The sequence below is a fragment of the Streptomyces sp. NPDC002773 genome, assembly GCF_040295605.1.
In the GTDB taxonomy this organism is placed as follows: domain Bacteria; phylum Actinomycetota; class Actinomycetes; order Streptomycetales; family Streptomycetaceae; genus Streptomyces.
The window spans coordinates 424,600-450,766 of sequence record NZ_JBEOVO010000001.1; the positions used below are offsets into that span (position 1 = coordinate 424,600).

The window sequence follows — 26,167 nt, forward strand, 5'->3', positions numbered from 1 at the left end:
TAGGCTCACGGTCATGCCTGAGATCACGCTGACCACCGTTGTCCTGCTCTGCCTCGCCGCGCTCGTGGCCGGCTGGATCGACGCCGTGGTCGGCGGTGGCGGACTGCTCCTGATACCCGCCCTGCTGCTCGGCCTCCCCAATGTCCCCGCCGCGCACGTCCTCGGCACCAACAAGGCCGTCGCGATCGTCGGCACCACCGGGGCCGCCGTCACCTATGTCCGCAAGGCGCCCGTCCAGGTCTGGACGGCGGTACGCATCGGGCTCGCGGCCCTCGCGGGCTCCATGGGCGGCGCCTTCTTCGCGGCCGGGATCAGCAGCGACGTCCTGCGCCCGGTCATCATGGTGGTGCTGCTCGCGGTGGCGGCCTTCGTCGTGCTGCGGCCGTCGTTCGGCGCGAAGCCCGCGGGGGAGGAGCGGGCGCCGCTGACCCGGGCCCGGATCGTGACCGCGATCGTCGTGGTCGGCGGCGGTCTCGGTCTCTACGACGGCCTGTTCGGGCCGGGCACCGGCACCTTCCTGGTCCTCGCCCTGACCGCCGTGCTCCACCTCGATCTTGTGACGGCCTCCGCCACCGCCAAGATCGTCAACGTCTGCACCAACGCGGGCGCGCTCGCCATGTTCGCCTACCAGGGCAGCGTGTACTGGCAGCTCGCGGCCCTCATGGCGGTCTTCAACCTCGCGGGTGGCATGGTCGGGGCGCGGATGGCGCTGAGCAAGGGCGCCGAGTTCGTGCGCGGGGTGCTGCTCGTCGTGGTGCTCTCGCTGGTCGCGAAGCTCGCCTTCGACCAGTGGGCGTGACCGGCGCGGTCACCTCACCCCGATACCGGCGCGGCTACCTCACCCCGATGAGGTGGCCGAAGGCGACCACGTTCCCCTGGTAGCCGTTCTTCTTCGAGAAGCCGCCGCCGCAGGTGATCACCCGGATCTCCGCGCGGTCCGTCTCGTCGTACACCTTCCGGTCCGGGAAGTCCTCGTTCCCGTACACCTCGACCGCGTCGACCGTGAACACGGCGGTCCTGCCGTCCTGCCGGTCCACCTCGATCCGGTGGCCCTTCTTCAGCGCGCCGAGCGTGTAGAACACGGCGGGCCCCTCGGCGTTGTCGACGTGGCCCGCGACGATCGCCGTGCCCTTCGCGCCGGGCGGCGTGCCGTCCGCGTACCAGCCGGCCATGTTCCGGTTCCCGGCCGGCGGTACGTCGAGCGAACCGTCCGTGGCCAGACCGAGCCGCATCATCGGGGTGTCCACGTCGGTCTCGGGGATGCGCAGCCGGACCGGGGCCGAGGGCGGCAGGGGATCGGCGGCCGCGTCGGTGTGCACGCTCGGCCCGGCGGCGAAGGCCTGCGCGGCCGACGGTACGGGCGGGGTGACGTGCTCCGAGCCGTTCTGGACGAGCCAGATACCGACGCAGGCGGCCACGGCTATGCCCCAGCCCTTGCTCCTGTTGCTCACGGGGTTCCCTCGGTCGGTGCGTGGCGGGGGGGGTCCTCGGTACGTGGCGAGGCGGCCGTCCCCTGGTGGGGCGGGATGTGGCCCTGCCCCCGCCGGGCCGGTTTCGGGCGCGCGGCGGGGGCAGGACAGGCGGGTGGTCTCAGTGCCCCTGCGCGCCGCTCGCCCGGCGGCGCAGAAGCCAGACCCCGCCCACGGCAGCCGCGGCCAGCACCGCCGCGCCCGCCGTGACCTGGGCGGTGTCGGGGCCCACGCTGCCCCCGACACCGGTCTGGACGTGGCCGCTGGGACGCCGGTGCTTGACCGTCAGGTCACCCCGGGCCGTCTTCCCGTTGTCGCAGGCCACACTGATGCCGTAGGTGCCGGGCTTGGCGTGCTCCGGCACGGTGAACTGTCCGACCACGACCTCTTTGTGCGTGCTCGGACTGAGGTGGAACTCGCCCGCGCCGAGCGAGTTCGCGTCCCCGACGCCGCGGCCGTTCTTGCCGCAGGCGAGGGTGTTGACGGTGATGGTGGTGCCGGGGGAGGCCTCGGAGGGGTAGACCTCGAGCGACTCGGAGTTCCCGGCGAACGCCGCGGGGGCGGCCAGGGCTCCGAGGGCGGCGACCGTCAGCGCGGTACCGGTGAACAGGCGGACAGTGGTGCGCATGGGGGCCTCCGGGGCGCGCGAGCGGTCGAGCGGTGCGGTCCTCCCGGGAGGGACTTCCCGGAACGGCCTTCTGTGACCGAGATAAGAGCCGCCGCGCGCCCCGCGCCTGCTGATGAGGCATCAGGATTGGGCCGTCCGATACGGTGTGTCGCCTGGATTCCGAAGGTTTACGCAGGTCAGAGCGGGTTACATGGCGTCAGCTGACACCCCGTGCCGAATGGGTGACCGGGGCGTGGCGCGCGACGACCACTGCGCGGCGGGACGCCGTGCCTCGCGACCATCCCGAGTACCTCGCGTCCCTCCCCGACACTCCCCCGTACCGCCCTACAGCGCGTCCGGCTCCACCGAGTCGTACGCCGCGTACACCCGTCCCATCAGCTCCTCGTCCACGGCGAACGCCACCTCGCCGATCGCCGTCACCGGCGCGATGGACCGGGAGTTGGTCACGAGCGCGGCCCGGTAGCCGGACAGGTCGGCCAGGGTGACCGGGCGCCGGACCGACTCCAGGCGGGTCTCCAGGAGGACCATGGTGATCCCCTCCAGGCAGGGCGCCGACGGCCAGACCAGCGACGTGCCGTCCCAGAAGGCGATGTTGGTGACGGCGCCCTCGGCGATCTCGCCGTACGGGGAGATCAGCGCGGCCTCGTCCCAGCCGGCCCGCACGGCCGCCTCGCGGTGGTAGCTCTGGCCGAAGCCACCCAGGTGCTTGATGTGCGGCGCGGGGCGCCAGTACTCGACGGTCGTCAGCCGCTGCGGGGCCCCGGGGCCGTCCGGGGCCGGTGGGGCGACGGTCACCGCGACGCGGACGTCCGGGTACACGTACACCCGCACCGAGGCGTCCCGCACCCCGGCCGCCTCCAGGGCGCCGCCGATCAGCGTCCGGATCCGCTTCCCGTCCAGTTCCCGGCCGAAGAGCTCACGGGTGGAGCGGTCCAGGCGGGCGAGGTGCAGGTCGAGGCCCTTCACGCGCCCGTCCCGCACCTGCATCGCCGTGAAGTGGCCGAAGCCGGTCATGAGGGCGGCGAGCAGCGCCGGGTCGGTGGCGGGGACGCCGTCGATCTCGATGTGCGGGGGCGGGGTCGTCATGGCCTCACCGTACGTCCGGGGAAAGGGCCTTGGAGGCCCCGCCGGAACACCGCTTGACCTCAACTAAGATTGAGGTACCACGATCATCCGCATGGACCTCACGAACTCCACGAAGACCCGTCCCCTCTCCCTCGCCCTCGTCGTCGCCAGCGACCGCGACGGCCGCTTCGCCCCCGTCATCACCGACTGGTTCCGCTCCCGCCTCGCCGGGCGCGAGGACTTCACCGTCTCCGTCGTCGACCTCGCCGAGGTCGACCTCCCCACCTCCCTCTCCTACGACCCGTCCCCAGCCGTCAGAGCCGAACTCGCCAAGGTGACACCGGTGTTGGAGGCGGCGGACGCCTTCGTCGTCATCACCCCCGAGTACAACCACTCCTTCCCCGCCTCCCTCAAGAACCTGATCGACCGGCACTACACCGAATGGCAGGCCAAGCCCGTCGGCTTCGTCTCCTACGGCGGCCTGTCCGGCGGCCTGCGGGCCGTCGAGCAGCTCCGCCAGGTCTACGCCGAGATGCACGCCGTCACCGTCCGCGAGACCGTCTCCTTCCACAACGCCCACGGGCAGTTCGACGAGAACGGACAGCACAAGGACCCCGCCGGCGCCGACATGGCGGCTCAGGCCCTCCTCGACCAGATCGGCTGGTGGGGCCGCGCCCTCAAGGACGCCAAGTCGGCCACCCCGTACGGCAAGTGAGGTCCCGTCACCATGCTGATGAGTCTCCTCGTCCCCCGCCTCAGGCCCTACCGGGCCCTCCTCGTCCTCCTCGTCGCCCTCCAGCTCGTCCAGACCCTGGCCTCCCTCGCCCTGCCCACCCTCAACGCCGGCGTCATCGACCAGGGCGTCCTGCGCGGGGACACCGGCCGTGTCCTCGGCGGCGGCGCCGCGATGATCGCCGTCACCCTCCTCCAGGCCGCGGCCGCGGCCGCCGCCACCTACACCGGCGCCCGGATCGCCATGGGCGTCGCCCGCGACCTGCGCTCCGAGGTCTTCCGCCGGGTCCAGGACTTCTCCGCACGGGAGCGGGGCCGCTTCGGCGCCGCCTCCCTCATCACCCGTACCACCAACGACGTCCAGCAGGTCCAGACGTTCGCCGTCCTCGTCCTGACCATGCTGGTCGCCGCACCGCTCCTCTGCTTCGGCGGCATCGCCATGGCTCTGCGCCAGGACGTGCCGCTCGCCCTGGTCCTGCTCCTCTTCGTGCCGGTGATGGCCGGGGCCGTCGGCACCGTCGTCCTGCGCATGCGGCCCCTGTTCCGCGGCATGCAGGAGCGCATCGACGGCGCCAACCGGGTACTGCGCGAGCAGATCACCGGCGTCCGGGTGGTCCGCGCCTTCGTCCGCGACCGGCACGAGCGGGAACGGTTCGCCGCCGCCAACGACGAACTCCTCTCCGTCGGCCTCCGGGCCGGCCGGCTCCAGGCGCTCATGTTCCCCACGGTCCTCATCGTCTGGCAGCTGACGACCGTCGCCCTCGTGTACGTCGGCGCCCACCGCATCGACGCCGGCGCCCTCCAGCCGGGCGAGCTCTTCGCCTTCCTCGGCTACCTCCTCCAGACCTCGATGTCCGTGATGATGGTCCTCTTCCTGCTCATGCACATGCCCAGGGCGGAGGCGGGCGCGGAGCGCGTCGGCGAGATCCTGGCGACCGAGTCCAGCGTGGTGCCGCCGACCGATCCGGTGCGCACGCTGGACCGGCGGGGGCATCTGGAGGTCAAGGGCGCCGACTTCCGCTACCCGGGCGCCGAGGAGTCCGTCCTCAAGGACGTCGGGCTCGTCGCCCGGCCCGGGGAGACCACCGCGATCATCGGCTCCACCGGCAGCGGCAAGTCCACCCTCCTCGGCCTCGTACCCCGGCTGTTCGACGCCACCGGCGGCGAGGTCCTCGTCGACGGCGTCGACGTCCGCAGACTCGACCCCGAGCTGATGGCGAAGACCGTCGGCCTCGTCCCCCAGAAGCCCTACCTCTTCTCCGGGACCGTCGCCACCAACCTCCGGTACGGCAGGCCCGACGCCACCGACGAGGAACTCTGGCACGCCCTCGACGTCGCCCAGGCCGCCGACTTCGTACGGAAGCTCGACGACGGCCTCGACGCGCCCGTCTCCCAGGGCGGCACCAACTTCTCCGGCGGCCAGCGCCAGCGGCTCGCCATCGCCCGGGTCCTCGTCGCCCGCCCCCGCCTCTACCTCTTCGACGACTCCTTCTCCGCCCTCGACCCCCGCACGGACGCCCGGCTCCGCGCCGCCCTGCGGGAGGAGACGGCCGACTCGACCGTCGTGATCGTCGCCCAGCGGGTCTCCACCATCCGGGACGCCGACCGGATCGTCGTCCTCGACCGGGGCCGCAGCGTCGGCACCGGCACCCACACGTCCCTCATGGAGGGCAACGCCACCTACCGGGAGATCGTCCTCTCCCAGCTCACCGAGGAGGAAGCCGCATGAGCACCGCCACGGCGAGCCGCACGGACGACACGGCGGAAGCCCCCACCGCCCCCGCCCGCACCACCCCCACCGCCCCCCAGCGCGGCCCCGGCCTCCCCGCCCCCGCCCTCGAACGCTCCCTCTCCTTCCGCTCCTCCGGCCTCCGCCTCCTCCGCACCCTCGCCCCCGACCGGGCCCGCCTCTTCGCCGTGCTCGCCGCCGGCGCCGCCGCCGTCTCCCTCTCCGTCCTCGGCCCGCTCCTCCTCGGCCGTGCCACCGACCTCGTCGTCACCGGCGCCACCGGCCCCGCCGGGGTCGACTTCGCGGCCGTCGGCCGGATCCTCGCCCTCTCCGTCGTGGTCGTCGCCGGCTCGTCCCTCCTCACCTGGGTCCAGCTGCGGATCGCCACCACCGTCGTCCAGCGGGCTGGACACCGGCTGCGGGAGCGGACCCAGCACAAGCTGGCGAAGCTGCCCCTGACCTACCTCGACAAGCAGCCGCGCGGCGAGGTCCTCTCCCGCACCACCAACGACATCGACAACATCGTCCAGACCCTCCAGCAGGCCTTCAGCCAGATGACGCGCGCCCTGCTCTCCCTCATCGGCGTCCTCGCGATGATGTTCTGGATCTCCCCGCTGCTCGCGCTCGTCGCCCTCGCCACCGTGCCCGTCTCGGTCGCCGTCGCCGCCTTCGTCGGGCGGCGCGCCCAGCCGCAGTTCGTGAAGCAGTGGGCGGTCACCGGCCGGCTCGGCAGCCACGTCGAGGAGATGATCACCGGCCACACCGAGGTCGTCGCCTTCGGGCGCCGCGCCGAGGCCGTCCGCCGCTTCGACGAGCTGGGCGAGGAGCTGTACCGGGCGAGCTTCCGCGCCCAGTTCGTGTCCGGGTTCATCCAGCCCGCGCTGACCCTCGTCGGCAACCTGAACTACGTCGCCATCGCCGTGGTCGGCGGCCTCCGCGTGGCGAGCGGCACCCTCTCCGTCGGCGACGTACAGGCCTTCATCCAGTACTCGTACGACTTCAACGGCCCCATCACCCAGGTCGCCGCCATGGCCAACCTCCTCCAGTCCGGGGTCGCCTCCGCCGAGCGGGTCTTCGACCTCCTCGACGCCGAGGAGGAGTCCCCGGAGCCGAAGGACCCGCAGCGCCCCGCCGAACTCCGCGGCCGGGTCACCTTCGAGAAGGTCGCCTTCCGCTACGAGGACGGCAAGCCGCTCATCGAGGACCTGTCCCTCACCGTCGAGCCCGGCAGGACCGTCGCCATCGTCGGCCCCACCGGCGCCGGCAAGACGACCCTGGTCAACCTGCTCCTGCGGTTCCACGAGGTCACCGGCGGCCGAATCACCCTCGACGGCGTCGACACGGCCGCGATGACCCGGGAGGAACTGCGCTCCGGCACCGGCATGGTCCTCCAGGACACCTGGCTCTTCGGCGGCACCATCGCCGACAACATCGCCTACGGGGTGCCCGGCGAGGTCTCGCGGGAGCGGATCGTGGAGGCGGCGCGGGCCGCGCACGCCGACCGGTTCGTCCGCACCCTGCCCGCCGGGTACGACACGGTCCTCGACGAGGACGGCGGCGGCCTCAGCGTCGGCGAGAAGCAGCTGATCACCCTCGCCCGCGCCTTCCTCTCCGACCCGGTGATCCTCGTCCTCGACGAGGCCACCAGCTCCGTCGACACCCGCACCGAGCTCCTCGTGCAGCAGGCGATGTCCTCCCTGCGCGCCGGGCGGACCAGCTTCGTCGTCGCCCACCGGCTCTCCACGATCCGGGACGCCGACACGATCCTGGTCATGGAGAGCGGCTCGATCGCCGAACAGGGCACCCACGAGGAGCTGCTCGCCGCCGGCGGGGCGTACGCCCGCCTGCACGCGGCCCAGTTCGCCCTTACGGTGGAGACGTGATCGTCACCGTCACCACCACCACCGACGCACGCGCCAAGGCCGATGCCCTGGCGCGCGGCGCCGTCGAGGCCCGGCTCGCCGCCTGCGCGCAGATCGTCGGGCCCGTCACCTCCGTCTACCACTGGCGGGGCGCGATCGAGACCGCCGAGGAGTGGCAGGTGGTGCTCAAGACCACCGAGGCCCGCTACCCGGCCCTCGAGGCGCACCTCCTCGCCGCCCACGACTACGGGACGCCCGAGATCCTCGCCACCCGGGTCAACCGGGTCAGCGAGGACTACGCCCGCTGGGTCGAGCGGGAGACCGCGGCGGCCGCGATGATCGAGACCCCGGCACCCGACGAGCGGCCGTTCTTCGTGTACGGGACGCTGCGCCCGGGCGCGTACAACCACGACCGGTTCCTCGCCGGCCGGATCGGTACGGAGGCGGACGCCGTGCTGCACGGCGCGGTCCTGTACGACGGGCCGGGCTATCCGTACGTCCTCCCGGCGGAGGGCGACGGCCGGGTCGTCGGCACCCTGCTCACGCCCGCGCCCGGCGCCTACGGCGAGCTGTTCGGCCTGCTCGACCGCCTTGAGCTGCCCGTCGGGTACGAGCGGGTGGCGATGGACGTCGTACGGGTACGGGACGGGACGCGGGTGTCCGCCTGGGTGTTCCTGGCGGCGCCGGACGCGCCCCTCGGCCCGGTCATCGAGAGCGGCGACTGGTTCAACCGGCCGTAGCCGCCGCGGTCTCAGCGGTCTCCGCCCGCTCAAGCCGTACCGCGCACACCTTGAACTCGGGCATCCGGGAGATCGGGTCGAGCGCCGGGTTCACCAGGGTGTTGGCCCGGCCCTCACCCGCCCAGTGGAACGGCATGAAGACGGTGTCGGGCCGGATGGCCGTGGTGATCCGGGCCGGGGCGACGGCCCGCCCGCGCCGCGAGACCACCGCGAGCCGCTCGCCCTCGGACACCCCGAGCCGCTCGGCGAGCCGGGGGTGGAGCTCCACGAAGGGGCCGGGCGCCGCCGCGTTCAGCTCGGGGACCCGCCGGGTCTGCGCGCCCGACTGGTACTGGGACACGACCCGGCCGGTGGTGAGGACGACCGGGTACTCGGCGTCCGTCTCCTCGGCCGCCGCCCGGTGCACCACCGGCACGAACCGGGCCCGCCCGTCGGGGGTCGCGAACCGGTCGAGGAAGAGCCGGGGCGTGCCCGCGTGGTCGGCCTCGCCCGTGCCGGTCTCCGGGCAGGGCCAGAAGACGCCCTGCTCCTCCTCGATCCGGCGGTAGCTGATGCCCGAGTAGTCGGCGGGGCCGCCGGCCGAGGCGCGCCGCAGCTCGTCGAAGACCTCCTCGGGTTCGGCGGAGAAACCCTTCTCCCAGCCGAGGAGCCCGGCGAGCGCGTGCAGCACCTCCAGGTCGCTGCGTACCCCGGCGGGCGGGGTGAGGGCGCGGCGGCGGAGCAGTACCCGCCCCTCCAGGTTGGTCATGGTGCCGGTCTCCTCCGCCCACTGGGTGACGGGCAGGACGACGTCGGCGAGCGCGGCGGTCTCGGAGAGCACGACGTCGGCGACGGCGAGGAAGTCGAGCGAGCGCAGCCGCCCCTCGACGTGCGCGGCGCGCGGCGCGGAGACCACCGGGTTGGAGCCCATGAGGAGCAGCGCCTTCACGTCGCCGCCGAGCGCGTCGAGGAGCTCGTACGCGCTCCGCCCCGGCCCCGGCAGCGACTCCGGATCCACGCCCCACACCCCGGCCACGTGCGCGCGTGCGGCGGGGTCGTCGAGCTTGCGGTAGCCGGGCAGCTGGTCGGCCTTCTGGCCGTGTTCGCGGCCGCCCTGGCCGTTGCCCTGGCCGGTGAGGCAGCCGTAGCCGCTGAGCGGCCGGCCCGCCTTGCCCGTGGCCAGGCAGAGGTTGATCCAGGCGCCGACGGTGTCGGTGCCCTTGGACTGCTGCTCGGGGCCGCGCGCGGTGAGGACCATGCCGGTGGCGGCGTCGGAGAACATCGCGACGGCCTCCCGGAGCTGCGGCACCGACACGCCGGTGATCCGCTCGACCTGCTCGGGCCAGTGGGACATGGCCCCGGCGCGGGCGGCCTCCCAGCCGGAGGTGCGCTCGGCGACGAACTCCTCGTCCACCCGGCCCTCGGCGACGACGAGGTGCAGCATGCCGAGGGCGAGCGCGAGGTCGGTGCCGGGGCGCGGTGCGAGGTGCAGGTCGGCCTGTTCGGCGGTCCGGGTGCGGCGCGGGTCGATGACGACGAGCTTGCCGCCGTTCTCCTTCAGCTCGGTGAGGTAGCGGAGGGCGGGCGGCATGGTCTCGGCGAGGTTGGAGCCGACGAGGATCACGCATCCCGTCTTCGGGATGTCCTCCAGGGGGAAGGGCAGCCCCCGGTCGAGCCCGAAGGCCCTGCCGTGCGCGGCGGCGGCCGACGACATGCAGAAGCGGCCGTTGTAGTCGATCTGCGAGGTGCCGAGGACGAGCCGGGCGAACTTCCCGAGGGTGTACGCCTTCTCGTTGGTGAGGCCGCCGCCGCCGAAGACCCCCACGGCGTCGGAGCCGTGGTCGGCGCGGGTCCGGCGCAGCCCGTCGGCGACGGCGGCGAGTGCCTCCTCCCAGGTCGCGGGTGCCAGGGCCCCCGTGTCAGGGCATCGGACCAGGGGCTCGGTGAGCCTGACCCGGGAGGAGAGTACGGAGGGGGCGGTGCGGCCCTTGCCGCAGAGCGCGCCCCGGTTGACGGGGAAGTCGGTCCGGTCGACCACCTCGGCGGGCAGCTCCGGGGTGCCGGTGGGGCGGAGCGACATGCCGCACTGCAGGGCGCAGTAGGGGCAGTGGGTGGGAACGGCGGTGACCTCGGACATGCGGCAAGCGTGCGTCAGGCGTGTTACGCGGGGCGGCGCCGCGTATTACGGGCGCGGTGCTCTCCGCTCAGCTCACGGCCGGTCGGAAGGTGAGGCCGGAGCGTCGGTCACCCCGGGTCCGGGCGGGACCGGAGCGTCGGTCACCCCTGGTCCCGGGGCGAGGCGAGCGCCTCGGTGACGCCCTGCTCCTCCGGGCCGAGGAAGTGCGGGTCGGGGCGGAGACCGGCGTCGAGGGCGGCCTTGCCCGCCGCGAACAGCTCGCGGGTGGTGCCGTAGTACCAGGTGCGGTCGTGGGGTTCGGGGACCCCGACGCCGTACGCGTCGACGCCCGCGCGCCCGCACAGCGCGACGGCCCGCTTGATGTGGAAGTCCTGGGTGACGAGCACGGCCCGGTCGACCCCGAAGACCTTCCGGGCCCTGACGCAGGAGTCCCAGGTGTCGAAGCCCGCGTAGTCGCTGACGATCCGGCCGTCGGGCACCCCGCGCGCGGTGAGGTACGCGCGCATGGCGCTGGGTTCGTCGTACGCGGTCCTGCTGTTGTCGCCGGTGACGAGCAGGACCCGGACCTTGCCCGTCCGGTACAGCTCGGCGGCCGTGTCGAGCCGGTGCGCGAGGTACGGGGTGGGCTGCCCGTTCCACAGTCCGGCGCCGAAGACGACGGCGACGTCCCGGGCGGGCACGTCGGCGGTGGTACGGAGCTTCCCGGCGGCGGCGGTGTGCATCCAGGTGACGGGGGTGAGCGCGAGGACGGCGCCCAGCATCAGGGCCTGGACGGTACGGCGGCGGGCCCGGGTGGTGCGGGGGACGAACCGGGTGAGCCGTGCCGGCATGCGGGAACCTCCGTGGGTGGCGGGTCGGGTGTCGGTCTGTCACCCCGTCCGACGCGGTTCGGCGGGATTCGGTTCGCCGGCGCCCCGGTCTGTTCCGTACAACACACCGGCGAGGACCATCCCGAGCAGCATGCCGAGCAACTGGGCGGCGGCGAAGGCGGGCACGGAGGCGGGGGCGATCCCGGTGAAGGAGTCGGAGAAGGCGCGGCCGACGGTGGCGGCCGGGTTGGCGAAGGAGCCGGAGGAGGTGAACCAGATCGCCGCGCCGATGTAGCCGGCGACCGCGACGGGGGCGAGTCCGGGCCTGCCGATGTGGCGCAGCCCCTGCACGACGAGGACGAGCCCGGCGGTGGCGACGGCCTCGCCGAGCAGCAGGTGCGGCGCCGAACGCGCCTCGGTGGCCCAGGCGCCGAGCACCCGCCCGAACATGGCCTCGGCGAGCAGGGCCCCCGCGACGGCCCCGGCGAGCTGGGCGCCGATGTAGGCGAGCGCCTCGCGCCCGCCCCCGCGCGCGGGGCGCCGGGACCACCACTCCGACAGGGTCACGACGGGGTTGAAGTGGGCCCCGGAGAGCGGCCCGATGAGGGCGATGAGCAGCCCGAGGCCGAGGGCGGAAGCGGCGGCGTTGGCGATCAGCCGGACGCCGATGTCCTGGCTCAGGGAGTCGGCGCGGATGCCGGAGCCGACGATCACGGCGACGAGGGCGCCGGTCCCGATGAACTCGGCGGCGACGCGCCGGGGGAGCGCGGGCGGGGACATTCTCATAGTGGAAAAGATATTCCGTGATTCGGAAGGAAAAAAGAGGAGAGGGAAAGGTGTGTGGACCCGTACGATCCGCGCTGTGAAGATCGACGAACTGATCGTCCGCCGTGCGGTCGACTCCGACGCGGGCGCGGTGGCCGACGTGTGGCTCCGCTCCTACACGGCGGCCCTCCCGGACGTGCGCCGGGCCCACACCGACGAAGAGGTCCGGTCCTGGTTCCGGTACGTGGTCGTGCCCGGCCTTGAGACGTGGGTGGCGACGGTCGAGGACTCCGTCGTCGCCATGATGGTGCTGGACGAGGAGGAGCTGGACCAGCTCTACATCGACCCGCCGTGGCGCGGCCACGGCATCGGCGACCGTCTCGTGGAACTGGCCAAACAGCGCCGCGCGGCCGGCCTGTCGCTGTGGACGTTCCAGGCCAACGCCCCGGCGCGCCGCTTCTACGAACGACACGGCTTCACCGCCACCGAACACACCGACGGCCACCGCAACGAGGAACGAGAACCGGACGTCCGGTACGAGTGGCGCCCGGCAGCCTGAGGCGCGGGCCCGCGGCGCTGTGAGGCGCGCGCAAAGACCCGTCACCCGCCCGAAACGGCCAGGCAACGCGCCCCCGGCAGGATCGACCGCATGACCCAGCAGCCGAAGGCCACGTCCGACACCGGCGCCGCCCCCACCCTCGTCGCCGTCGGTCACGGCAGCCGGAACCCCCGCGCCCGCGCCACCCTGGAGCGGCTGCTCGACCGGGTCCGTGAGCTGCGCCCCGGGCTCGACGTGCGGCTCGCCCACATCGAGCTGAACGCCCCGCTCCTCGACGCCACCCTCGCCACCCTCGCCGCCGAAGGCCGGGACGCCGTGCTCGTACCCCTGCTCTTCGCCCCCGGCTACCACGTCACCCACGACCTGCCCGCCGCCGTCGCCGCCGCGCCCGCCCTCCGCGCCCGCGTCGCCGAGCCCCTCGGCGCGCACCCGCTCCTCGTCGAGGCCCTCGCCGACCGGCTCGCCCAGGCCGGCTGGGCCCCCGAGGACGGGACCTCCCCCAGTACCGGCGTCGTCCTCGCCTCCGCCGGATCCCGCGACGCCCGCTCGGGCGCCGAGATCCGCCGTATCGCCGCGCTCCTCAGCGAGCGGCTCGGCGGCACCCCCGTCGTCCCCGCCTACGCCTCCGCCGCCGCGCCCACCGTCCCCGAGGCCGTCCGCCACCTCGCCGCCCGGGGCCGCCACCGCGTCGCCGTCGCCTCCTGCTTCACCGCCCCCGGCCTCTTCGCCACCCGCGCCACCGCCGACGCCCCCTGGATAGCCGCCGCCCCCCTCGGCGCCCACCCGGCCCTCGCCCGGCTCGTCCTCCACCGCTACGACCGGGTCCGCACGACCCTCCCCCTGAGGGAACTCGCCGCCGTCTGAGCCCTTCTGTCGGTCCCTCCGGTTACCTTCGAGAGATGGAAGGCATCGAAGGCAAAGACGGCACCGACGGCATCAGCGACCTCACCGACACCCCCGGCTACGACTCCGCCGCGACCGAGCGCTGGGCCGCCGAGCCCGACAAACGCCCCGGACGCACCGCCTTCCAGCGCGACCGCGCCCGCGTGCTGCACTCCGCCGCGCTCCGCAGGCTCGCCGGCAAGACCCAGGTCGTCACCCCCGGCACCCGGGGCCACGCCTGGGACGCAAGCCCCCGCACCCGGCTCACCCACTCCCTGGAGTGCGCCCAGGTCGGCCGGGAGCTCGGCGCCGCCCTCGGCTGCGACCCCGACCTCGTCGAGGCCGCCTGCCTCTCCCACGACATGGGCCACCCGCCCTTCGGGCACAACGGCGAGCAGGCGCTCAACGACGTCGCCAAGGACTGCGGCGGCTTCGAGGGGAACGCCCAGTCGCTCCGCCTCCTCACCCGCATCGAACCCAAGCGCTTCGTGAAGTCCACGGACAAGGACGCCGACGGCGAACTCGTCAGCGTCGGACTCAACCTCACCCGGGCCACCCTCGACGCCGCCACCAAGTACCCCTGGGCGCGCGGCGACCACCCCGAGGACCCCGGCTCGTCCAAGTTCGGCGCCTACGAGGACGACCTGCCGGTCTTCGAGTGGATCCGGCAGGGCGCCCCCGCCGACCGCAAGTGCTTCGAGGCCCAGGTCATGGACTGGTCCGACGACGTGGCCTACTCGGTGCACGACTTCGAGGACGGCCTGCACGCCGGGCACATCGACCCCAACCTCCTGCTCGCCGAGCCCGAGCGCGCCGACATCTTCTCGGTCGCCGTCGGCCGCTACGTACCCGAGGACACCGACCCGCAGGAGCTCGCCGACGCCCTCGACCGGCTCGTCGACCAGGAGTGGTGGCCGCACGGCTACGACGGCTCGGCCGTCGCGCAGTCCCGCCTCAAGGACGCCACCAGCCAGCTCATCGGCCGCTTCTGCCTCGCCGCCGAGGGCGCCACACGCCAGGCGTACGGTTCCGGCCGCCTCACCCGCTACGGCGCCGAGCTCGTCGTCCCCCGCGAGGCCCGCAACGAATGCGCCGTCCTCAAGGCCGTCGCCGACCGGTACGTGATGCAGCGCCCCCAGCAGGAGGCCCTCCGCGCCGACCAGCGCGTCGTCGTCGCCGAACTCGCCGAGGCCCTCGTCGCCCGCGCCCCCGACGGCCTCGAACCGCAGTTCCGGTCCCTGTTCGACACCGCGCGCGACGACCGGGCCCGCAAGCGCGTCATCGTCGACCAGATCGCCTCCCTCACCGACGCCTCCGCCCGCGCCCTCCACGCCCACCTCCGCCCCCACCACGCCTGAGGGCCCTCTTCCGCCGCACCCCTCCGTGCGGGACGCTCGCATGCACCCCCCGGGGCGGTACGGCCGGACGAACGCCCGGGGGCGTAGGTTGGAATCGGTCGCAACGAGGAGGAAACGACGTGGTCGATGCGGATCAGACCTTTGTCATCGTCGGAGGGGGCCTGGCCGGAGCCAAGGCGGCGGAGACACTCCGCGCCGAGGGGTTCAACGGCCGGGTGATCCTCATCGGCGACGAGCGCGACCACCCCTACGAGCGCCCACCCCTCTCCAAGGGCTACCTCACGGGCGCCAAGGAACGCGACGGCGCCTTCGTCCACGACGCCGCCTGGTACGCGGCGAACGACATCGAGCTCCACCTCGGGCAGCCCGTCACCACCGTCGACCGCGAGAACCGCACCGTCCGCCTCGGCGACAACACCGTCATCCGCTACGACAAGCTGCTCCTCGCCACCGGCTCCGAGCCGCGCCGCCTCGACGTCCCCGGCACCGGACTCGCCGGCGTCCACCACCTGCGCCGGCTCGCCCACGCCGACCGGCTCCGCCAGGTCCTCGCCGGCCTCGGCCGCGACAACGGCCACCTGGTGATCGCCGGCGCCGGCTGGATCGGCCTCGAAGTCGCCGCCGCCGCCCGCGGCTACGGCGCCGAGGTCACCGTCGTCGAATCCGACCCCACCCCGCTCCACCGGGTCCTCGGCCCCGAGCTCGGCCAGCTCTTCGCCGACCTCCACACCGACCACGGCGTCCGCTTCCACTTCGGCGCCCGGCTCACCGAGATCGTCGGCCAGGACGGCATGGTCCTCGCCGTCCGCACCGACGACGGCGAGGAGCACCCGGCGCACGCCGTGCTCGCCGCGATCGGCGCCGCCCCCCGCACCGCCCTCGCCGAGAACTCCGGGCTCGCCCTCGTCGACCGCGCCGACGGCGGCGGCGTCGCCGTCGACGAGTCGCTGCGCACCTCCGACCCCGACATCTACGCCGCCGGGGACGTGGCCGCCGCCCACCACCCGCTGCTCCACACCCGGCTCCGCGTCGAGCACTGGGCCAACGCGCTCAACGGCGGACCGGCCGCCGCCCGCGCCATGCTCGGGCAGCTCGTCTCCTACGACCGCGTCCCCTACTTCTTCTCCGACCAGTACGACCTGGGCATGGAGTACTCCGGCTGGGCGCCCCCGGGCACGTACGACCAGGTCGTGGTCCGCGGCGACACCGGAAAGCGCGAGTTCATCGCCTTCTGGCTCAAGGACGGCCGCGTCCTCGCCGGGATGAACGTGAACGTGTGGGACGTCACAGACCCGATCCAGCGGCTCATCCGCTCCCGGGCGGCCGTACACCCCGACGCCCTCGCCGATCCCTCCGTACCCCTGGAGACCCTGATCCCGTAGGGCCCGACTCCGCAGGGGACCCCCTCGCACCCCCGTACACTTCAGACGTGGCAGGCAGGATCAACGATGACGACGTGAAGGCGGTCCGGGACGCGGTCCCGATCGACGCCGTCGTGTCCGAATACCTCCAGCTCCGCAACGCGGGCGGCGGCAACCTCAAGGGCCTCTGCCCCTTCCACGACGAGAAGTCGCCCTCCTTCCAGGTCAGCCCCAGCAAGGGACTCTTCCACTGCTTCGGCTGCCAGGAGGGCGGCGACACCATCGCCTTCGTGATGAAGATCGACCACCTCTCCTTCTCGGAGACGGTCGAGCGCCTCGCCGCCAAGGCGGGCATCACCCTGCGGTACGAGGAAGGCGGCTACAACCCCGGCCACCAGCGCGGCGAACGCATCCGCCTGGTCGAGGCGCACAAGGCCGCCGCCCAGTTCTACATCGAGCAACTCGACTCGCCCGAGGCCGAGATCGGCCGGAAGTTCCTCGCCGAGCGCGGCTTCGACCAGGCCGCCGCCGGCCACTTCGGCGTCGGCTACTCCCCGGCCGGCTGGGACCACCTCACCCGCTACCTGCGCGGCAAGGGCTTCTCCGACAAGGAACTGACCCTCTCCGGCCTCTCCCAGGACGGCCGCCGCGGCCCCATCGACCGCTTCCGCGGCCGCCTCATGTGGCCGATCAGGGACGTCGGCGGCGAGATCGTCGGCTTCGGCGCCCGCAAGCTCCGCGACGACGACAACGGGCCCAAGTACCTCAACACCCCCGAGACCCCGATCTACAAGAAGTCCCAGGTGCTCTACGGCATCGACCTGGCCAAGAAGGACATCGCCAAGGTCAGCCGGGCCGTCGTCGTCGAGGGCTACACCGACGTCATGGCCTGCCACCTCGCAGGCGTCACCACCGCCATCGCCACCTGCGGCACCGCCTTCGGCGGCGACCACATCAAGATCCTCCGCCGCCTCCTCATGGACAACGGCTCGGCCCGCGTCATCTTCACCTTCGACGGCGACGCCGCCGGTCAGAAGGCCGCCCTGCGCGCCTTCGAGGACGACCAGAAGTTCGCCGCCGAGACGTACATCGCCATCGCCCCCGACGGCATGGACCCCTGCGATCTGCGCCTTGCGAAGGGCGACGAGGCGGTCAAGGAGCTGGCTCAGCCCCGTACCCCGCTGTTCGAGTTCGCCCTCCGCCAGATCGTGAAGCGGTACGACCTGGAGACCCCCGCGGGCCGGGCCGCCGCCCTCGACGAGGCCGCCCCCGTCGTCGCCCGCATCAAGAACATCGGCGCCCAGCACGAGGTCGCCGTGCAGCTCGCCGGCATGCTCGGCATCCTCGACACCCAGTTCGTCGTCAAGCGGGTCGCCCAGCTCGCCCGCTGGGCCCGCGACCGCGGCGGCAAGGGCCCCGCGCAGCAGAACACCCAGCGCGGTTACGACACCCCCGCCCCGGCCACGGCCCCCTCGGGGCCCGCGCTGAACCTGCGCAGCCCCGCCCACCGCACCGAGCGCGAACTCCTCAAGCTCGCCCTCCAGCGGCCCGAACTCGTCTCCCCGGCCTTCGACGCCTACGGGGCCGACGAGTTCACCGCCCCGCCGTACGCGGCCGTCCGCCAGTGCGTCCAGGACGCCGGCGGCGCCACCGGAGCCCCCTCCGACTACCTCGCCACCGTCCGCGAGGCCGCGCCCAACGACACCGTCCGCGCCCTCGTCACCGAACTCGCCGTCGAGACGATCTTCGCCAAGACCGTCGACGAGGCCTACGCGGGCGACCAGCTCGTCACCGTCCGGCTCCGCGCCGTCGACCGCCGCATCCGCGACGTCCAGGGCACCCTCGCCCGGCTCGGCGCGAACGGCGACCCCGAGCAGCTCGCGGCCGTCCAGAACGAACTGTGGGTCCTCACCCAGTACGGCCAGTCCCTGAGGAACAACGGCGCCGCCGCGCTCTGACGTTCGGTGACCCGGCGGTCTCAAAAAGTCACCGCACACCCCTCGTGGCGGCGATGTGTCGTACCCCACACTGGGTGACGGAGCCGTTCCGCCCCGCCTGGAGGTCGCCCGTCGTGCAGACCGAGACCCGGACCGTGTCGCAGGAGCCGTCCCCCGGCGAACCGGACGAGCCACCGGAGGTCCCGCGCCGCCGCCCCGACCCCGGCGGGAACGGGCCCTCCTCCGACCTCTTCCGCCAGTACCTCCGCGAGATCGGCCGCATCCCGCTGCTCACCGCCGAGGAGGAGGTCGACCTCGCCCGCCGGGTCGAGGCCGGACTCTTCGCCGAGGAGAAACTCGCCGGCACCCCCGACCTGGACTCCCGGCTCGCGGGCGACCTGGACCGGCTCGTCGTCCTCGGCCGCATCGCCAAGCGCAGACTGATCGAGGCCAACCTCCGCCTCGTCGTCTCCGTCGCCAAACGGTACGTGGGCCGCGGCCTGACCATGCTGGACCTCGTCCAGGAGGGCAACCTCGGACTCATCCGGGCCGTCGAGAAGTTCGACTACGCGCGGGGCTACAAGTTCTCCACGTACGCCACCTGGTGGATCCGCCAGGCGATGTCCCGGGCCCTCGCCGACCAGGCCCGGACCATCCGCGTCCCCGTGCACGTCGTCGAACTCATCAACCGGGTCATCCGCGTCCAGCGCCGCATGCTCCAGGAACGCGGCTGCGAACCCACCGCCGAGGAGGTCGCCGCCCAGCTCGACCTGGCCCCCGAACGGGTCGGCGAGGTCCTCCGCCTCGCCCAGGAACCGGTCTCCCTGCACGCCCCCGTCGGCGAGGAGGACGACGTCGCCCTCGGCGACCTCATCGAGGACGGCGACGCCGCCTCACCCGTGGAGTCCGCGGCCTTCCTCCTCCTGCGCCGCCACCTGGAGGACGTCCTCTCCACCCTCGGCGAACGCGAACGGAAGGTCGTCCAACTCCGCTACGGCCTCGACGACGGACGCCCCCGCACCCTGGAGGAGATAGGACGCCTCTTCGGCGTGACCCGCGAACGCATCCGCCAGATCGAGTCCAAGACCCTCACCAAACTCCGGGACCACGCCTACGCGGACCAGCTCAGGGGCTACCTGGACTGAGCCGCGCCGGCCGCCGGATCAGTCGACCTCGGCGACCGCCTCGGCGAACTGCGCCGCGTACAACCGGGCATAGGCGCCGCCCGACGACAACAGCTCCTCGTGCGTGCCCTGTTCGACGATCGAGCCGTTCTCCATCACCAGGATCACGTCCGCGTCCCGGATCGTGGAGAGCCGGTGCGCGATCACGAACGACGTACGCCCGTGGGCCAGTCGGGCCATCGCCTTCTGGATGAGGACCTCGGTGCGGGTGTCGACCGAGCTGGTGGCCTCGTCGAGGACGAGGATCACCGGGTCGGACAGGAACGCCCGCGCGATGGTGATCAGCTGCTTCTCGCCCGCGCTGACTCCCGCCCCGTCGTCGTCGATGACCGTGTCGTACCCCTCGGGCAGCGTGCGGACGAACCGGTCGGCGTGCGCGGCCCGCGCCGCCTCCTCGATCTCCGCCCGGGTCACCTCGCGGGTCGCGCCGTACGCGATGTTGTCCGCGATGCTGCCGCCGAACAGCCAGGTGTCCTGGAGGACCATGCCGATCCCGGCCCGCAGCTCCTCCCGGGACATCTTCGCGATGTCCGCGCCGTCCAGGGTGATCCGGCCGCCCGTCACCTCGTAGAACCGCATGAGCAGGTTCACCAGGGTCGTTTTGCCGGCGCCGGTCGGGCCGACGATCGCCACCGTCTGGCCCGGCTCCACCGTGAGTGACAGGTCCTCGATGAGCGGCTTCTCCGCCTCGTAACGGAAGGAGACGCCCTCAAGGGCCACCTTGCCCTTGAGGTCCGGCCTGAGGTCCGCGGGCGTCTCGCTCCCGCTCTTCGGGGCGTCCGGCTCCTGCTCCTCGGCGTCGAGCAGCTCGAAGATCCGCTCGGCCGACGCCACGCCCGACTGCACGAGGTTCGCCATCGACGCGACCTGCGTCAGCGGCATGGAGAACTGCCGCGAGTACTGGATGAAGGCCTGCACGTCACCGATGGACAGCGTGCCGCTCGCCACCCGCAGACCGCCGACCACGGCCACCAGGACGTAGTTGATGTTCGAGATGAAGAACATCACCGGCTGCATGACGCCGCTGTTGAACTGCGCCTTGAACCCGGCCTCGTACAGGGCTTCGTTCTGCTCGCGGAAGTCCGCCGCGGACTCCGCCTGCCGGCCGAAGACCTTCACCAGGGTGTGCCCGCTGTACATCTCCTCCACGTGCGCGTTGAGCGCGCCCGTGGACTTCCACTGCTGGACGAAGTGCGGTTGCGACCGCTTGCCGATCCTCGCCGCGACGAAGACCGAGACCGGCACCGTCACGAGCGCCACCAGGGCGAGCAGCGGCGAGATCCAGAACATCATCGCGAGCACGCCGACGATCGTGAGCAGCGAGTTGATCAGCTGCCCCATCGACTGCTGGAGCGTCTGCGAGATGTTGTCGATGTCGTTGGTCGCCCGGGACAGCACCTCGCCGCGCTTCGCCTTGTCGAAGTACGACAGGGGAAGCCGCGCCAGCTTCGTCTGGACGTCCTCCCGCATCCGGTAGACCGTCCGGTTGATCACCTTGATCGACATACGGGTGGAGACCAGCATCAGCAGGCCCGCCGCCACGTAGACGCCGAGGACCACGAGCAGCACCTCGCCGACGGCGGAGAAGTCGATCCCCCGCCCCGGCGTGAAGTCGACCCCGGTCAGCATGTCCGCCATGCCGGAGTCGCCCGCGGCGCGCAGGCGCGCGATCGCCTCCGCCTTCGTCCCGCCCTCGATCTGGTTCCCGATCACGCCCGCGAAGACGAGGTCGGTCGCCTTGCCGAGGATCTTCGGACCGACCACCGAGGCCGCCACCGACAGCACACCGGCGATCAGCATCACCCAGAGCGCGCTCCGCTCGGGCGCCAGCTGCTTGAGCAGCCGCTTCCCCGAGCCCTTGAAGTCCATCGACCGCTGGTCGGGGCCGCCACCGGCCATCATGCGTCCGCCAGGACCGGCCATCAGGCTGCCTCCGCCTCGGTGAGCTGGGAGAGGACGATCTCCCGGTACGTCTCGTTGTCCGCCATCAGCTCCCGGTGCCGTCCGGTGCCGACGACCCGGCCCTCGTCGAGGACGACGATCCGGTCGGCGTCCCGGATGGTGGAGACCCGCTGGGCGACGATCACGACGGTCGAGTCCGCCGTCTCCCGGGCGAGCGCCGCCCGGAGCAGGGCGTCCGTCTCGTAGTCGAGCGCGGAGAACGAGTCGTCGAACAGATAGATCTCCGGCCGCTGCACCAGCGTCCGCGCGATGGCGAGCCGCTGCCGCTGCCCACCGGACACATTGGTGCCGCCCTGCGCGATGGGGGCGTTGAGCCCGGCCTCCAGCTTCCGTACGAAGTCGGCGGCCTGGGCGACGTCGAGGGCGTGCCAGAGTTCCTCGTCGGTCGCGTCGGGCTTGCCGTAACGGAGGTTGGTGGCCACGGTCCCGGAGAAGAGGTACGGCTTCTGGGGGACGAGCCCGACGGTCTTCGCCATCAGCTCGGGGTCGAGCTTCCGTACGTCGACGCCGTCGACGAGGACCTCGCCGCCGGTGGCGTCGAACAGCCGGGGTACGAGGCCGAGGAGGGTCGACTTGCCGCTGCCGGTGGAGCCGATGATCGCGGTGGTCTCCCCGGGCCGGGCGACGAGCCCGACGTCCTTGAGGACGGACTCCTCCGCGCCCGGATACCGGAAGTCGGCGCCCTTGACCTCCAGATGCCCCCGTCGGTCCAGGGTCTTCACCGGCTCCGACGGCGGCACCACGCTGGACTCGGTCGCCAGAACCTCCTGGACGCGCTCCGCGCAGACCTCGGCCCGCGGCACCATCATGAACATGAAGGTGGCCATCATGACCGCCATCACGATCTGCATCAGATAGGCGAGGAACGCGGTCAGCGCGCCGATCTGCATCCCGCCGCTGTCGATGCGGTGCGCGCCGAACCAGACGACGGCCACGCTGGAGATGTTCACGACCGTCATCACCACCGGGAACATCAGCGCCATCAGCCGGCCGGTCGCCATCGACACGTCGGTCAGCTCGGCGTTCGCCCCGCGGAACCGCTCCTCCTCGTACGAGTCCTTCACGAACGCCCGGATCACCCGGTTGCCGGTGATCTGCTCGCGCAGCACCCGGTTCACCGTGTCGAGCCGCTCCTGCATCGTCCGGAAGAGCGGCCGCATCCTCCGCACGATCAGCGAGACGGAGATCCCGAGGATCGGCACCACGGCGAGCAGCACACCCGACAGCGGCACGTCCTGGCCGAGGGCCATCACGATGCCGCCGACACACATGATGGGCGCGGAGACCATCAGGGTGAACGCCATCAGCACCAGCATCTGGATCTGCTGCACGTCATTGGTCGTACGGGTGATCAGCGAGGGCGCGCCGAAGTGCCCCAGCTCCCGCGCGGAGAAGGACTGCACCCGGTCGAAGACCGCGCCGCGCACGTCCCGGCCCAGGGCGGACGCCGTCCGGGCACCGTAGAACACGGCGCCGATGTTGCAGACGACCTGGACGACGGAGATGCCGACCATCAGGGCGCCGAACCGCAGGATGTATCCGGTGTCCCCCTCGACGACACCGTTGTCGATGATGTCCGCGTTCAGGGTCGGCAGGTAGAGGCTCGCGCAGGTCTGGAGGAACTGCAGCAGCACGAGCAGGGCGATGGGTTTTCGATAGGGCCTGAGCTGGATTCGGAGAAGTCTTATGAGCACGGCTCCTACTATCGCCCGAGCCCCCGGACGTGACGACTAGGTTTGAGGGGCGTGGCGGGCTCCGGCGAACTTCCGCGAGGTCCGGCGAAGACTTCCGCGAGGTCTGGGGCCGCTCCCGCGAGGGCCGGCGAAGACTTCCGCTACGTCCGGGCGCACGCTCCCGCGAGGTCCGGCGCCGCTCCCGGGAGGTCCGGCGCCGCTTCCGCGAGGTCCGGCGTCCTACGAGGCGAACGATCCCGGGTGGATCTGCTCCCGCGTCGCCACGTACTGCTGCCGCACGGCCTGCCCCGCAGACAGCTCCTCGCCCGGCTCCAGGATCTGCGCGGAGGCGCCCTGCCAGGCCGGGGGAGTGGAGGGGGACAGCGTGCCCCGGGCCACCCCGAGGGCCCAGGCGGCCTGCCGGGCCGCACCGAGCGCCGCGTAATCGGCCGGCTGGGGGACGACGACCTGCGCGCCGAACAGCGCGGGGGCGAGTGCCTGCACGGCCGGAAGCGCGGCCGCCGCGCCGAGCAGGAAGACCCGCCGTACCTCGACGCCCCGGCCGCGCAGCACGTCCATGGCGTCGGTGAGCGCGCAGAGCATTCCCTCGAACGCGGCCCGCGCCAGGTGCTCGGGCTTCATCGACTCGCGGCGCAGCCCGCTGAGCGTGCCCGCGGAGTGCGGCAGGCTCGGGGTCCGCTCGCCCTCCAGATAGGGCAGCAGGACGAGCCCGGAGGCACCGGGCGTCGACTTCAGCGCGAGCGCCGACAGTTCCTCCAGCGATTCCACACCCAGCATCTCGGCGGTGCCGCGCAGGGCCCGTACCGCGTTGGAGGTGTGGACGACGGGCAGGTGCATGCCGGTGGCGTCGGCGAAGGAGGTGATCATGCCGCTGGGGTCGGCGAGCGCCTCGTGGTGGACGGCCATCACGGAGCCGGAGGCGCCGAGCGAGACCACGGCGTCGCCGGGGCCGAGGCCGAGGCCGAGCGCGGCGGCCATCGTCTCGCCCGTACCGGCGGAGATGAGCAGCCCCTCGGGCGTGGTGCCGGCCGCCTCGGCGGGCCCGAGGACCTCGGGCAGCACGGCCTGGTGGCCGAGGGCCAGCTCGACGAGGTCGGGGCGGTACGCGCCGGTGCGGGCCGACCAGTAGCCGGTGGCGGAGGCGGCGCCGCGGTCGGTGGTGCGCCGGGCCGGTCGGCCGAGGAGCTGCCAGACCAGCCAGTCGTGCGGCTGGAGGACCATGGAGATCCGCCGGGCGTGCTCGGGCTCGGTACGGGCCAGCCAGCGCAGTTTGGCGACGGGCTGCCCGGCGCCGGGCACGGAGCCGACGGCCTCGGCCCAGGCCTGGCGCCCGCCGAGCGACTCCACGAGATCGGCGGCGGCGACCTGCGCCCGCTTGTCGTTGCGGACGAGCGCGGGCCGCACCAGGCCGCCCTGCGCGTCCAGCGGCACGAGCCCGTGCTGCTGCGCGGACACGCCGATGGCCTGCACGCCCTCCAGGAGGCCGCCGGTCGCGGCCTCCCCGAGGGAGAGCAGCCAGGTCTGCGGGTCGACGTCGACGGCCTTGGGTTCGCCCGGATGAGGGGCGTATCCCTGCCGCAGTACGGCACCCGTGTCCGTGTCACAGACGACGATGCGTGTGAACTCAGCTGAGCTGTCGAGTCCGGCGACTATCCCCATGACACTTGATTCTGCCGCACGCGGGGCGGTTCAGGTGTTACTGGTGCCCCACTCGTCCTCCTCGACCTTTCCGTTGCCCATGCTCCGCTCGCGCAGCGCGTGGACCCGGTCGGTCACGGAGGACGGCAGCCGGTCGCCCACCTTGTCCCCGACCACGTGCATGGCCTTCCCCGCGACCTGCCGCCCGGTCTGGGCGGCGGACTCGGCGGCGTTGCGCACGGCCGGGTTCTGGGCGACCTGCTTGGCGGACTTCCTCAACTGCTCGTAGCGCTCGCGGCCCGCACGCGTGCCGACCACGTAACCGAGGGCGAGTCCCATGACGAACGTCAGCTTGTATCGCATGGCCACCACCTTCCCTGGAGAGCTTCCCTGATGCATCGCTGGTGCCCACGGCGATACCGATTGGCGGAGCACCCCCCTGCTTGCGCTAATGTATGTGTCGCAGCGAGCAACCGCCCGCCCGGAGCATCCGGAGTGGGTACGTTCGGTGCAACGCAGCAATCCCCTGTAGCTCAATTGGCAGAGCAGCCGGCTGTTAACCGGCAGGTTACTGGTTCGAGTCCAGTCGGGGGAGCGCGATCCCCTGTAGCTCAATTGGCAGAGCATTCGGCTGTTAACCGGAGGGTTGCTGGTTCGAGTCCAGCCGGGGGAGCGGAACGGAAGAGGACCCTTCGGGGTCCTTTTTCGCGTCTCCGGGAACCATACGGAGCGCCCCGCGGTCTTCATGGTCAGCAGAGCCGATCTTCCGGAGCAGGAGATCGTATGAGCGGCTATGCTGCGGCAGACGGCGCGCACACATGTACGCGCCTCACCGATCGGGGCGGTAGCTCAGCCGGTTAGAGCAGCGGACTCATAATCCGTCGGCCGTGGGTTCGAGTCCCACCCGCCCCACCACGGAAAAACGATCTGACCTGCGGAAACGCCCCTGGAGGGGTGTTTCCGCGTGCAGTGGTCGCCTCGCGTTGGTGCGGCGAAACGGGCGTCCCCGGCATGTCTCGCAGGGGTCGTACCTTCTTGGCCTGCGGTTTCGGGTGGAGCGTGGGTGCGAAGCCACGTCGATGATCCCACGGCGACCCACGGCTCTCGGGTATGACGCGCCGCACATCGTGCCGAATCCTGCGTGCTTGCTGTGATCCCACGCGTGGACCTGTCGCTGTGGTCGGTGCCTGGCGCGGACCGTCTTCCGGTAGATCACCCAGCCCACGGTTCACGTCTGGCGTCATCGGGACGATGGCCCTCGTGTCGGCCTGCGGCGGCCAGAAGGAGCCCGCCGCCTCCGCGGCTTCCGTCGCGCCCGGCGCCGACCTTCCCCGTGCCCGGGGACATCGGCAACGCCCAGCAGGTCATCACGGTCAAGGCCGGCGGCTCGTATGCCACCGTCACCGCGTGGCAGAAGGGCTCCTCCGGCTGGAAGGCGCAGTTCTCCACGAGCGCCGGACGCGTCGGTTCCACGACCGTCACTGGTGGGTGCAGGACCCGGAGTCGAAGTTCTACAACCGGATGCACACGGCGGAGGGCGCGGACTTCCCGCTCACCGAGTCCGGAGGGGTGCCGCGGGCGACGATGGACCGGTTCATGGGCTGGGTCGAGCCGTCGGCGAACCCGCGGATAGCCATCGGCTGAGTCGCGCCGTGTGACGGCAGGCGGCCGGGACCC

20 protein-coding genes, 3 tRNA genes and 3 pseudogenes are annotated in these 26,167 nt (G+C 72.4%); 16 read left to right on the forward strand and 10 right to left on the reverse strand.

The features are described 5' to 3' along the window. Nucleotides 1-13 precede the first annotated feature (13 nt). The gene (locus tag ABT034_RS01855) at nucleotides 14-799 is read left to right on the forward strand and encodes a sulfite exporter TauE/SafE family protein (RefSeq protein ID WP_351210157.1); all 786 of its coding nucleotides are present in this window, start codon (nucleotides 14-16) and stop codon (nucleotides 797-799) included. A gap of 34 nt (nucleotides 800-833) precedes the next feature. Here ABT034_RS01855 and ABT034_RS01860 read toward each other — a convergent pair whose 3' ends face one another. The 3 genes from ABT034_RS01860 to ABT034_RS01870 form a co-directional block, all read right to left on the reverse strand. Then, on the reverse strand, nucleotides 834-1,451 hold the full coding sequence (locus tag ABT034_RS01860; protein ID WP_351210159.1) for a class F sortase: 618 nt from the start codon (nucleotides 1,449-1,451) through the stop codon (nucleotides 834-836). A gap of 139 nt (nucleotides 1,452-1,590) precedes the next feature. Beyond that, on the reverse strand, nucleotides 1,591-2,097 hold the full coding sequence (locus tag ABT034_RS01865; protein ID WP_351210161.1) for a GVDTG sorting domain-containing protein: 507 nt from the start codon (nucleotides 2,095-2,097) through the stop codon (nucleotides 1,591-1,593). A 324-nt stretch (nucleotides 2,098-2,421) separates the two neighbouring features. Beyond that, complete coding sequence (locus ABT034_RS01870; RefSeq protein ID WP_351210163.1) at nucleotides 2,422-3,183, reverse strand: aminotransferase class IV; 762 nt, start codon at nucleotides 3,181-3,183, stop codon at nucleotides 2,422-2,424. A 91-nt stretch (nucleotides 3,184-3,274) separates the two neighbouring features. On the opposite strand from ABT034_RS01870, the gene ABT034_RS01875 reads away from it, so the two are divergent. The 5 genes and pseudogenes from ABT034_RS01875 to ABT034_RS01895 form a co-directional block, all read left to right on the forward strand. Beyond that, on the forward strand, nucleotides 3,275-3,877 hold the full coding sequence (locus ABT034_RS01875) for an NADPH-dependent FMN reductase (RefSeq protein WP_351210165.1): 603 nt from the start codon (nucleotides 3,275-3,277) through the stop codon (nucleotides 3,875-3,877). A gap of 12 nt (nucleotides 3,878-3,889) precedes the next feature. After that, the gene (locus ABT034_RS01880) at nucleotides 3,890-5,623 is read left to right on the forward strand and encodes an ABC transporter ATP-binding protein (protein ID WP_351210166.1); all 1,734 of its coding nucleotides are present in this window, start codon (nucleotides 3,890-3,892) and stop codon (nucleotides 5,621-5,623) included. Beyond that, on the forward strand, nucleotides 5,620-7,506 hold the full coding sequence (locus ABT034_RS01885) for an ABC transporter ATP-binding protein (RefSeq protein WP_351210168.1): 1,887 nt from the start codon (nucleotides 5,620-5,622) through the stop codon (nucleotides 7,504-7,506). The genes ABT034_RS01880 and ABT034_RS01885 overlap by 4 nt, the downstream gene beginning before the upstream one ends. Continuing rightward, nucleotides 7,503-7,820: pseudogene (cutA, locus tag ABT034_RS01890) on the forward strand (divalent-cation tolerance protein CutA); the annotation flags it as partial. The gene ABT034_RS01885 and the pseudogene cutA, both read left to right, overlap by 4 nt. A gap of 45 nt (nucleotides 7,821-7,865) precedes the next feature. Next, nucleotides 7,866-8,225 (forward strand): annotated as a pseudogene (locus ABT034_RS01895) (gamma-glutamylcyclotransferase family protein); the annotation flags it as partial. Here the strand turns inward: ABT034_RS01895 and ABT034_RS01900 are convergent. The 3 genes from ABT034_RS01900 to ABT034_RS01910 all read right to left on the reverse strand — a co-directional run bounded on the left by ABT034_RS01900 (nucleotide 8,212) and on the right by ABT034_RS01910 (nucleotide 11,936). Next, a complete protein-coding gene (locus ABT034_RS01900) occupies nucleotides 8,212-10,341 on the reverse strand; it encodes a molybdopterin oxidoreductase family protein (RefSeq protein WP_351210170.1) in 2,130 nt (709 codons plus the stop codon). The pseudogene ABT034_RS01895 and the gene ABT034_RS01900 overlap by 14 nt on opposite strands. 140 nt (nucleotides 10,342-10,481) lie before the next feature. Continuing rightward, nucleotides 10,482-11,171, reverse strand: coding sequence for a SanA/YdcF family protein (locus ABT034_RS01905; RefSeq protein WP_351210172.1), 690 nt, complete (start codon nucleotides 11,169-11,171; stop codon nucleotides 10,482-10,484). Nucleotides 11,172-11,210: 39 nt separating this feature from the next. After that, on the reverse strand, nucleotides 11,211-11,936 hold the full coding sequence (locus ABT034_RS01910) for an aquaporin (RefSeq protein ID WP_351210174.1): 726 nt from the start codon (nucleotides 11,934-11,936) through the stop codon (nucleotides 11,211-11,213). 76 nt (nucleotides 11,937-12,012) lie between these two features. Here ABT034_RS01910 and ABT034_RS01915 point away from each other — a divergent pair, with 76 nt between their 5' ends. The 6 genes and pseudogenes from ABT034_RS01915 to ABT034_RS01940 all read left to right on the forward strand — a co-directional run. Further along, nucleotides 12,013-12,474, forward strand: a complete 462-nt coding sequence (locus ABT034_RS01915; protein ID WP_351210176.1) for a GNAT family N-acetyltransferase — start codon at nucleotides 12,013-12,015, stop codon at nucleotides 12,472-12,474. A 90-nt stretch (nucleotides 12,475-12,564) separates the two neighbouring features. Next, nucleotides 12,565-13,338, forward strand: coding sequence for a sirohydrochlorin chelatase (locus ABT034_RS01920; RefSeq protein ID WP_351210178.1), 774 nt, complete (start codon nucleotides 12,565-12,567; stop codon nucleotides 13,336-13,338). A gap of 35 nt (nucleotides 13,339-13,373) precedes the next feature. Beyond that, nucleotides 13,374-14,714: a deoxyguanosinetriphosphate triphosphohydrolase gene (locus ABT034_RS01925; RefSeq protein ID WP_351210180.1), complete on the forward strand. Its 1,341-nt coding sequence runs from the start codon at nucleotides 13,374-13,376 to the stop codon at nucleotides 14,712-14,714. A 119-nt stretch (nucleotides 14,715-14,833) separates the two neighbouring features. Beyond that, on the forward strand, nucleotides 14,834-16,096 hold the full coding sequence (locus tag ABT034_RS01930) for an NAD(P)/FAD-dependent oxidoreductase (protein WP_351210182.1): 1,263 nt from the start codon (nucleotides 14,834-14,836) through the stop codon (nucleotides 16,094-16,096). Between the two features lie 47 nt (nucleotides 16,097-16,143). Then, nucleotides 16,144-18,033, forward strand: a complete 1,890-nt coding sequence (gene dnaG, locus ABT034_RS01935) for a DNA primase (RefSeq protein ID WP_351210184.1) — start codon at nucleotides 16,144-16,146, stop codon at nucleotides 18,031-18,033. A 146-nt stretch (nucleotides 18,034-18,179) separates the two neighbouring features. Then, nucleotides 18,180-19,157 (forward strand): annotated as a pseudogene (locus ABT034_RS01940) (RNA polymerase sigma factor); the annotation flags it as partial. Nucleotides 19,158-19,175: 18 nt separating this feature from the next. Here the strand turns inward: ABT034_RS01940 and ABT034_RS01945 are convergent. From ABT034_RS01945 to ABT034_RS01960, 4 genes are all read right to left on the reverse strand, one after another. Beyond that, nucleotides 19,176-21,119 carry an ABC transporter ATP-binding protein gene (locus ABT034_RS01945; RefSeq protein ID WP_351210186.1) on the reverse strand — a complete coding sequence of 648 codons (1,944 nt, stop codon included), beginning with the start codon at nucleotides 21,117-21,119 and terminating at the stop codon, nucleotides 19,176-19,178. Beyond that, a complete protein-coding gene (locus tag ABT034_RS01950) occupies nucleotides 21,119-22,852 on the reverse strand; it encodes an ABC transporter ATP-binding protein (RefSeq protein ID WP_351210188.1) in 1,734 nt (577 codons plus the stop codon). Before ABT034_RS01950 ends, ABT034_RS01945 begins: the two co-directional genes overlap by 1 nt. A 219-nt stretch (nucleotides 22,853-23,071) precedes the next feature. Further along, on the reverse strand, nucleotides 23,072-24,511 hold the full coding sequence (locus ABT034_RS01955; RefSeq protein WP_351210190.1) for an FGGY family carbohydrate kinase: 1,440 nt from the start codon (nucleotides 24,509-24,511) through the stop codon (nucleotides 23,072-23,074). A gap of 30 nt (nucleotides 24,512-24,541) precedes the next feature. Beyond that, nucleotides 24,542-24,853, reverse strand: coding sequence for a YtxH domain-containing protein (locus ABT034_RS01960; RefSeq protein WP_351210192.1), 312 nt, complete (start codon nucleotides 24,851-24,853; stop codon nucleotides 24,542-24,544). Between the two features lie 159 nt (nucleotides 24,854-25,012). Between ABT034_RS01960 and ABT034_RS01965 the strand changes: the two genes are divergently transcribed. From ABT034_RS01965 to ABT034_RS01980, 4 genes are all read left to right on the forward strand, one after another. After that, nucleotides 25,013-25,085: transfer RNA gene (locus ABT034_RS01965), tRNA-Asn, on the forward strand. 5 nt (nucleotides 25,086-25,090) lie between these two features. Further along, nucleotides 25,091-25,163: transfer RNA gene (locus tag ABT034_RS01970), tRNA-Asn, on the forward strand. A 165-nt stretch (nucleotides 25,164-25,328) separates the two neighbouring features. Further along, a tRNA-Ile gene (locus ABT034_RS01975) sits at nucleotides 25,329-25,405 on the forward strand. A 492-nt stretch (nucleotides 25,406-25,897) separates the two neighbouring features. Continuing rightward, nucleotides 25,898-26,134, forward strand: a complete 237-nt coding sequence (locus ABT034_RS01980) for a hypothetical protein (RefSeq protein WP_351210194.1) — start codon at nucleotides 25,898-25,900, stop codon at nucleotides 26,132-26,134. Nucleotides 26,135-26,167: the final 33 nt, after the last annotated feature.

Excerpts from the sequence above, each read along its gene's own strand:
- ABT034_RS01855 (WP_351210157.1), top strand. The coding sequence starts at position 14 with ATGCCTGAGATCACGCTGACCACCGTTGTCCTGCTCTGCCTCGCCGCG.
- ABT034_RS01865 (WP_351210161.1), bottom strand. The coding sequence starts at position 2,097 with ATGCGCACCACTGTCCGCCTGTTCACCGGTACCGCGCTGACGGTCGCC.
- ABT034_RS01870 (WP_351210163.1), bottom strand. The coding sequence starts at position 3,183 with ATGACGACCCCGCCCCCGCACATCGAGATCGACGGCGTCCCCGCCACC.
- ABT034_RS01875 (WP_351210165.1), top strand. The coding sequence starts at position 3,275 with ATGGACCTCACGAACTCCACGAAGACCCGTCCCCTCTCCCTCGCCCTC.
- ABT034_RS01880 (WP_351210166.1), top strand. The coding sequence starts at position 3,890 with ATGCTGATGAGTCTCCTCGTCCCCCGCCTCAGGCCCTACCGGGCCCTC.
- ABT034_RS01885 (WP_351210168.1), top strand. The coding sequence starts at position 5,620 with ATGAGCACCGCCACGGCGAGCCGCACGGACGACACGGCGGAAGCCCCC.
- ABT034_RS01900 (WP_351210170.1), bottom strand. The coding sequence starts at position 10,341 with ATGTCCGAGGTCACCGCCGTTCCCACCCACTGCCCCTACTGCGCCCTG.
- ABT034_RS01905 (WP_351210172.1), bottom strand. The coding sequence starts at position 11,171 with ATGCCGGCACGGCTCACCCGGTTCGTCCCCCGCACCACCCGGGCCCGC.
- ABT034_RS01910 (WP_351210174.1), bottom strand. The coding sequence starts at position 11,936 with ATGAGAATGTCCCCGCCCGCGCTCCCCCGGCGCGTCGCCGCCGAGTTC.
- ABT034_RS01920 (WP_351210178.1), top strand. The coding sequence starts at position 12,565 with ATGACCCAGCAGCCGAAGGCCACGTCCGACACCGGCGCCGCCCCCACC.
- ABT034_RS01925 (WP_351210180.1), top strand. The coding sequence starts at position 13,374 with ATGGAAGGCATCGAAGGCAAAGACGGCACCGACGGCATCAGCGACCTC.
- ABT034_RS01945 (WP_351210186.1), bottom strand. The coding sequence starts at position 21,119 with ATGGCCGGTCCTGGCGGACGCATGATGGCCGGTGGCGGCCCCGACCAG.
- ABT034_RS01955 (WP_351210190.1), bottom strand. The coding sequence starts at position 24,511 with ATGGGGATAGTCGCCGGACTCGACAGCTCAGCTGAGTTCACACGCATC.
- ABT034_RS01960 (WP_351210192.1), bottom strand. The coding sequence starts at position 24,853 with ATGCGATACAAGCTGACGTTCGTCATGGGACTCGCCCTCGGTTACGTG.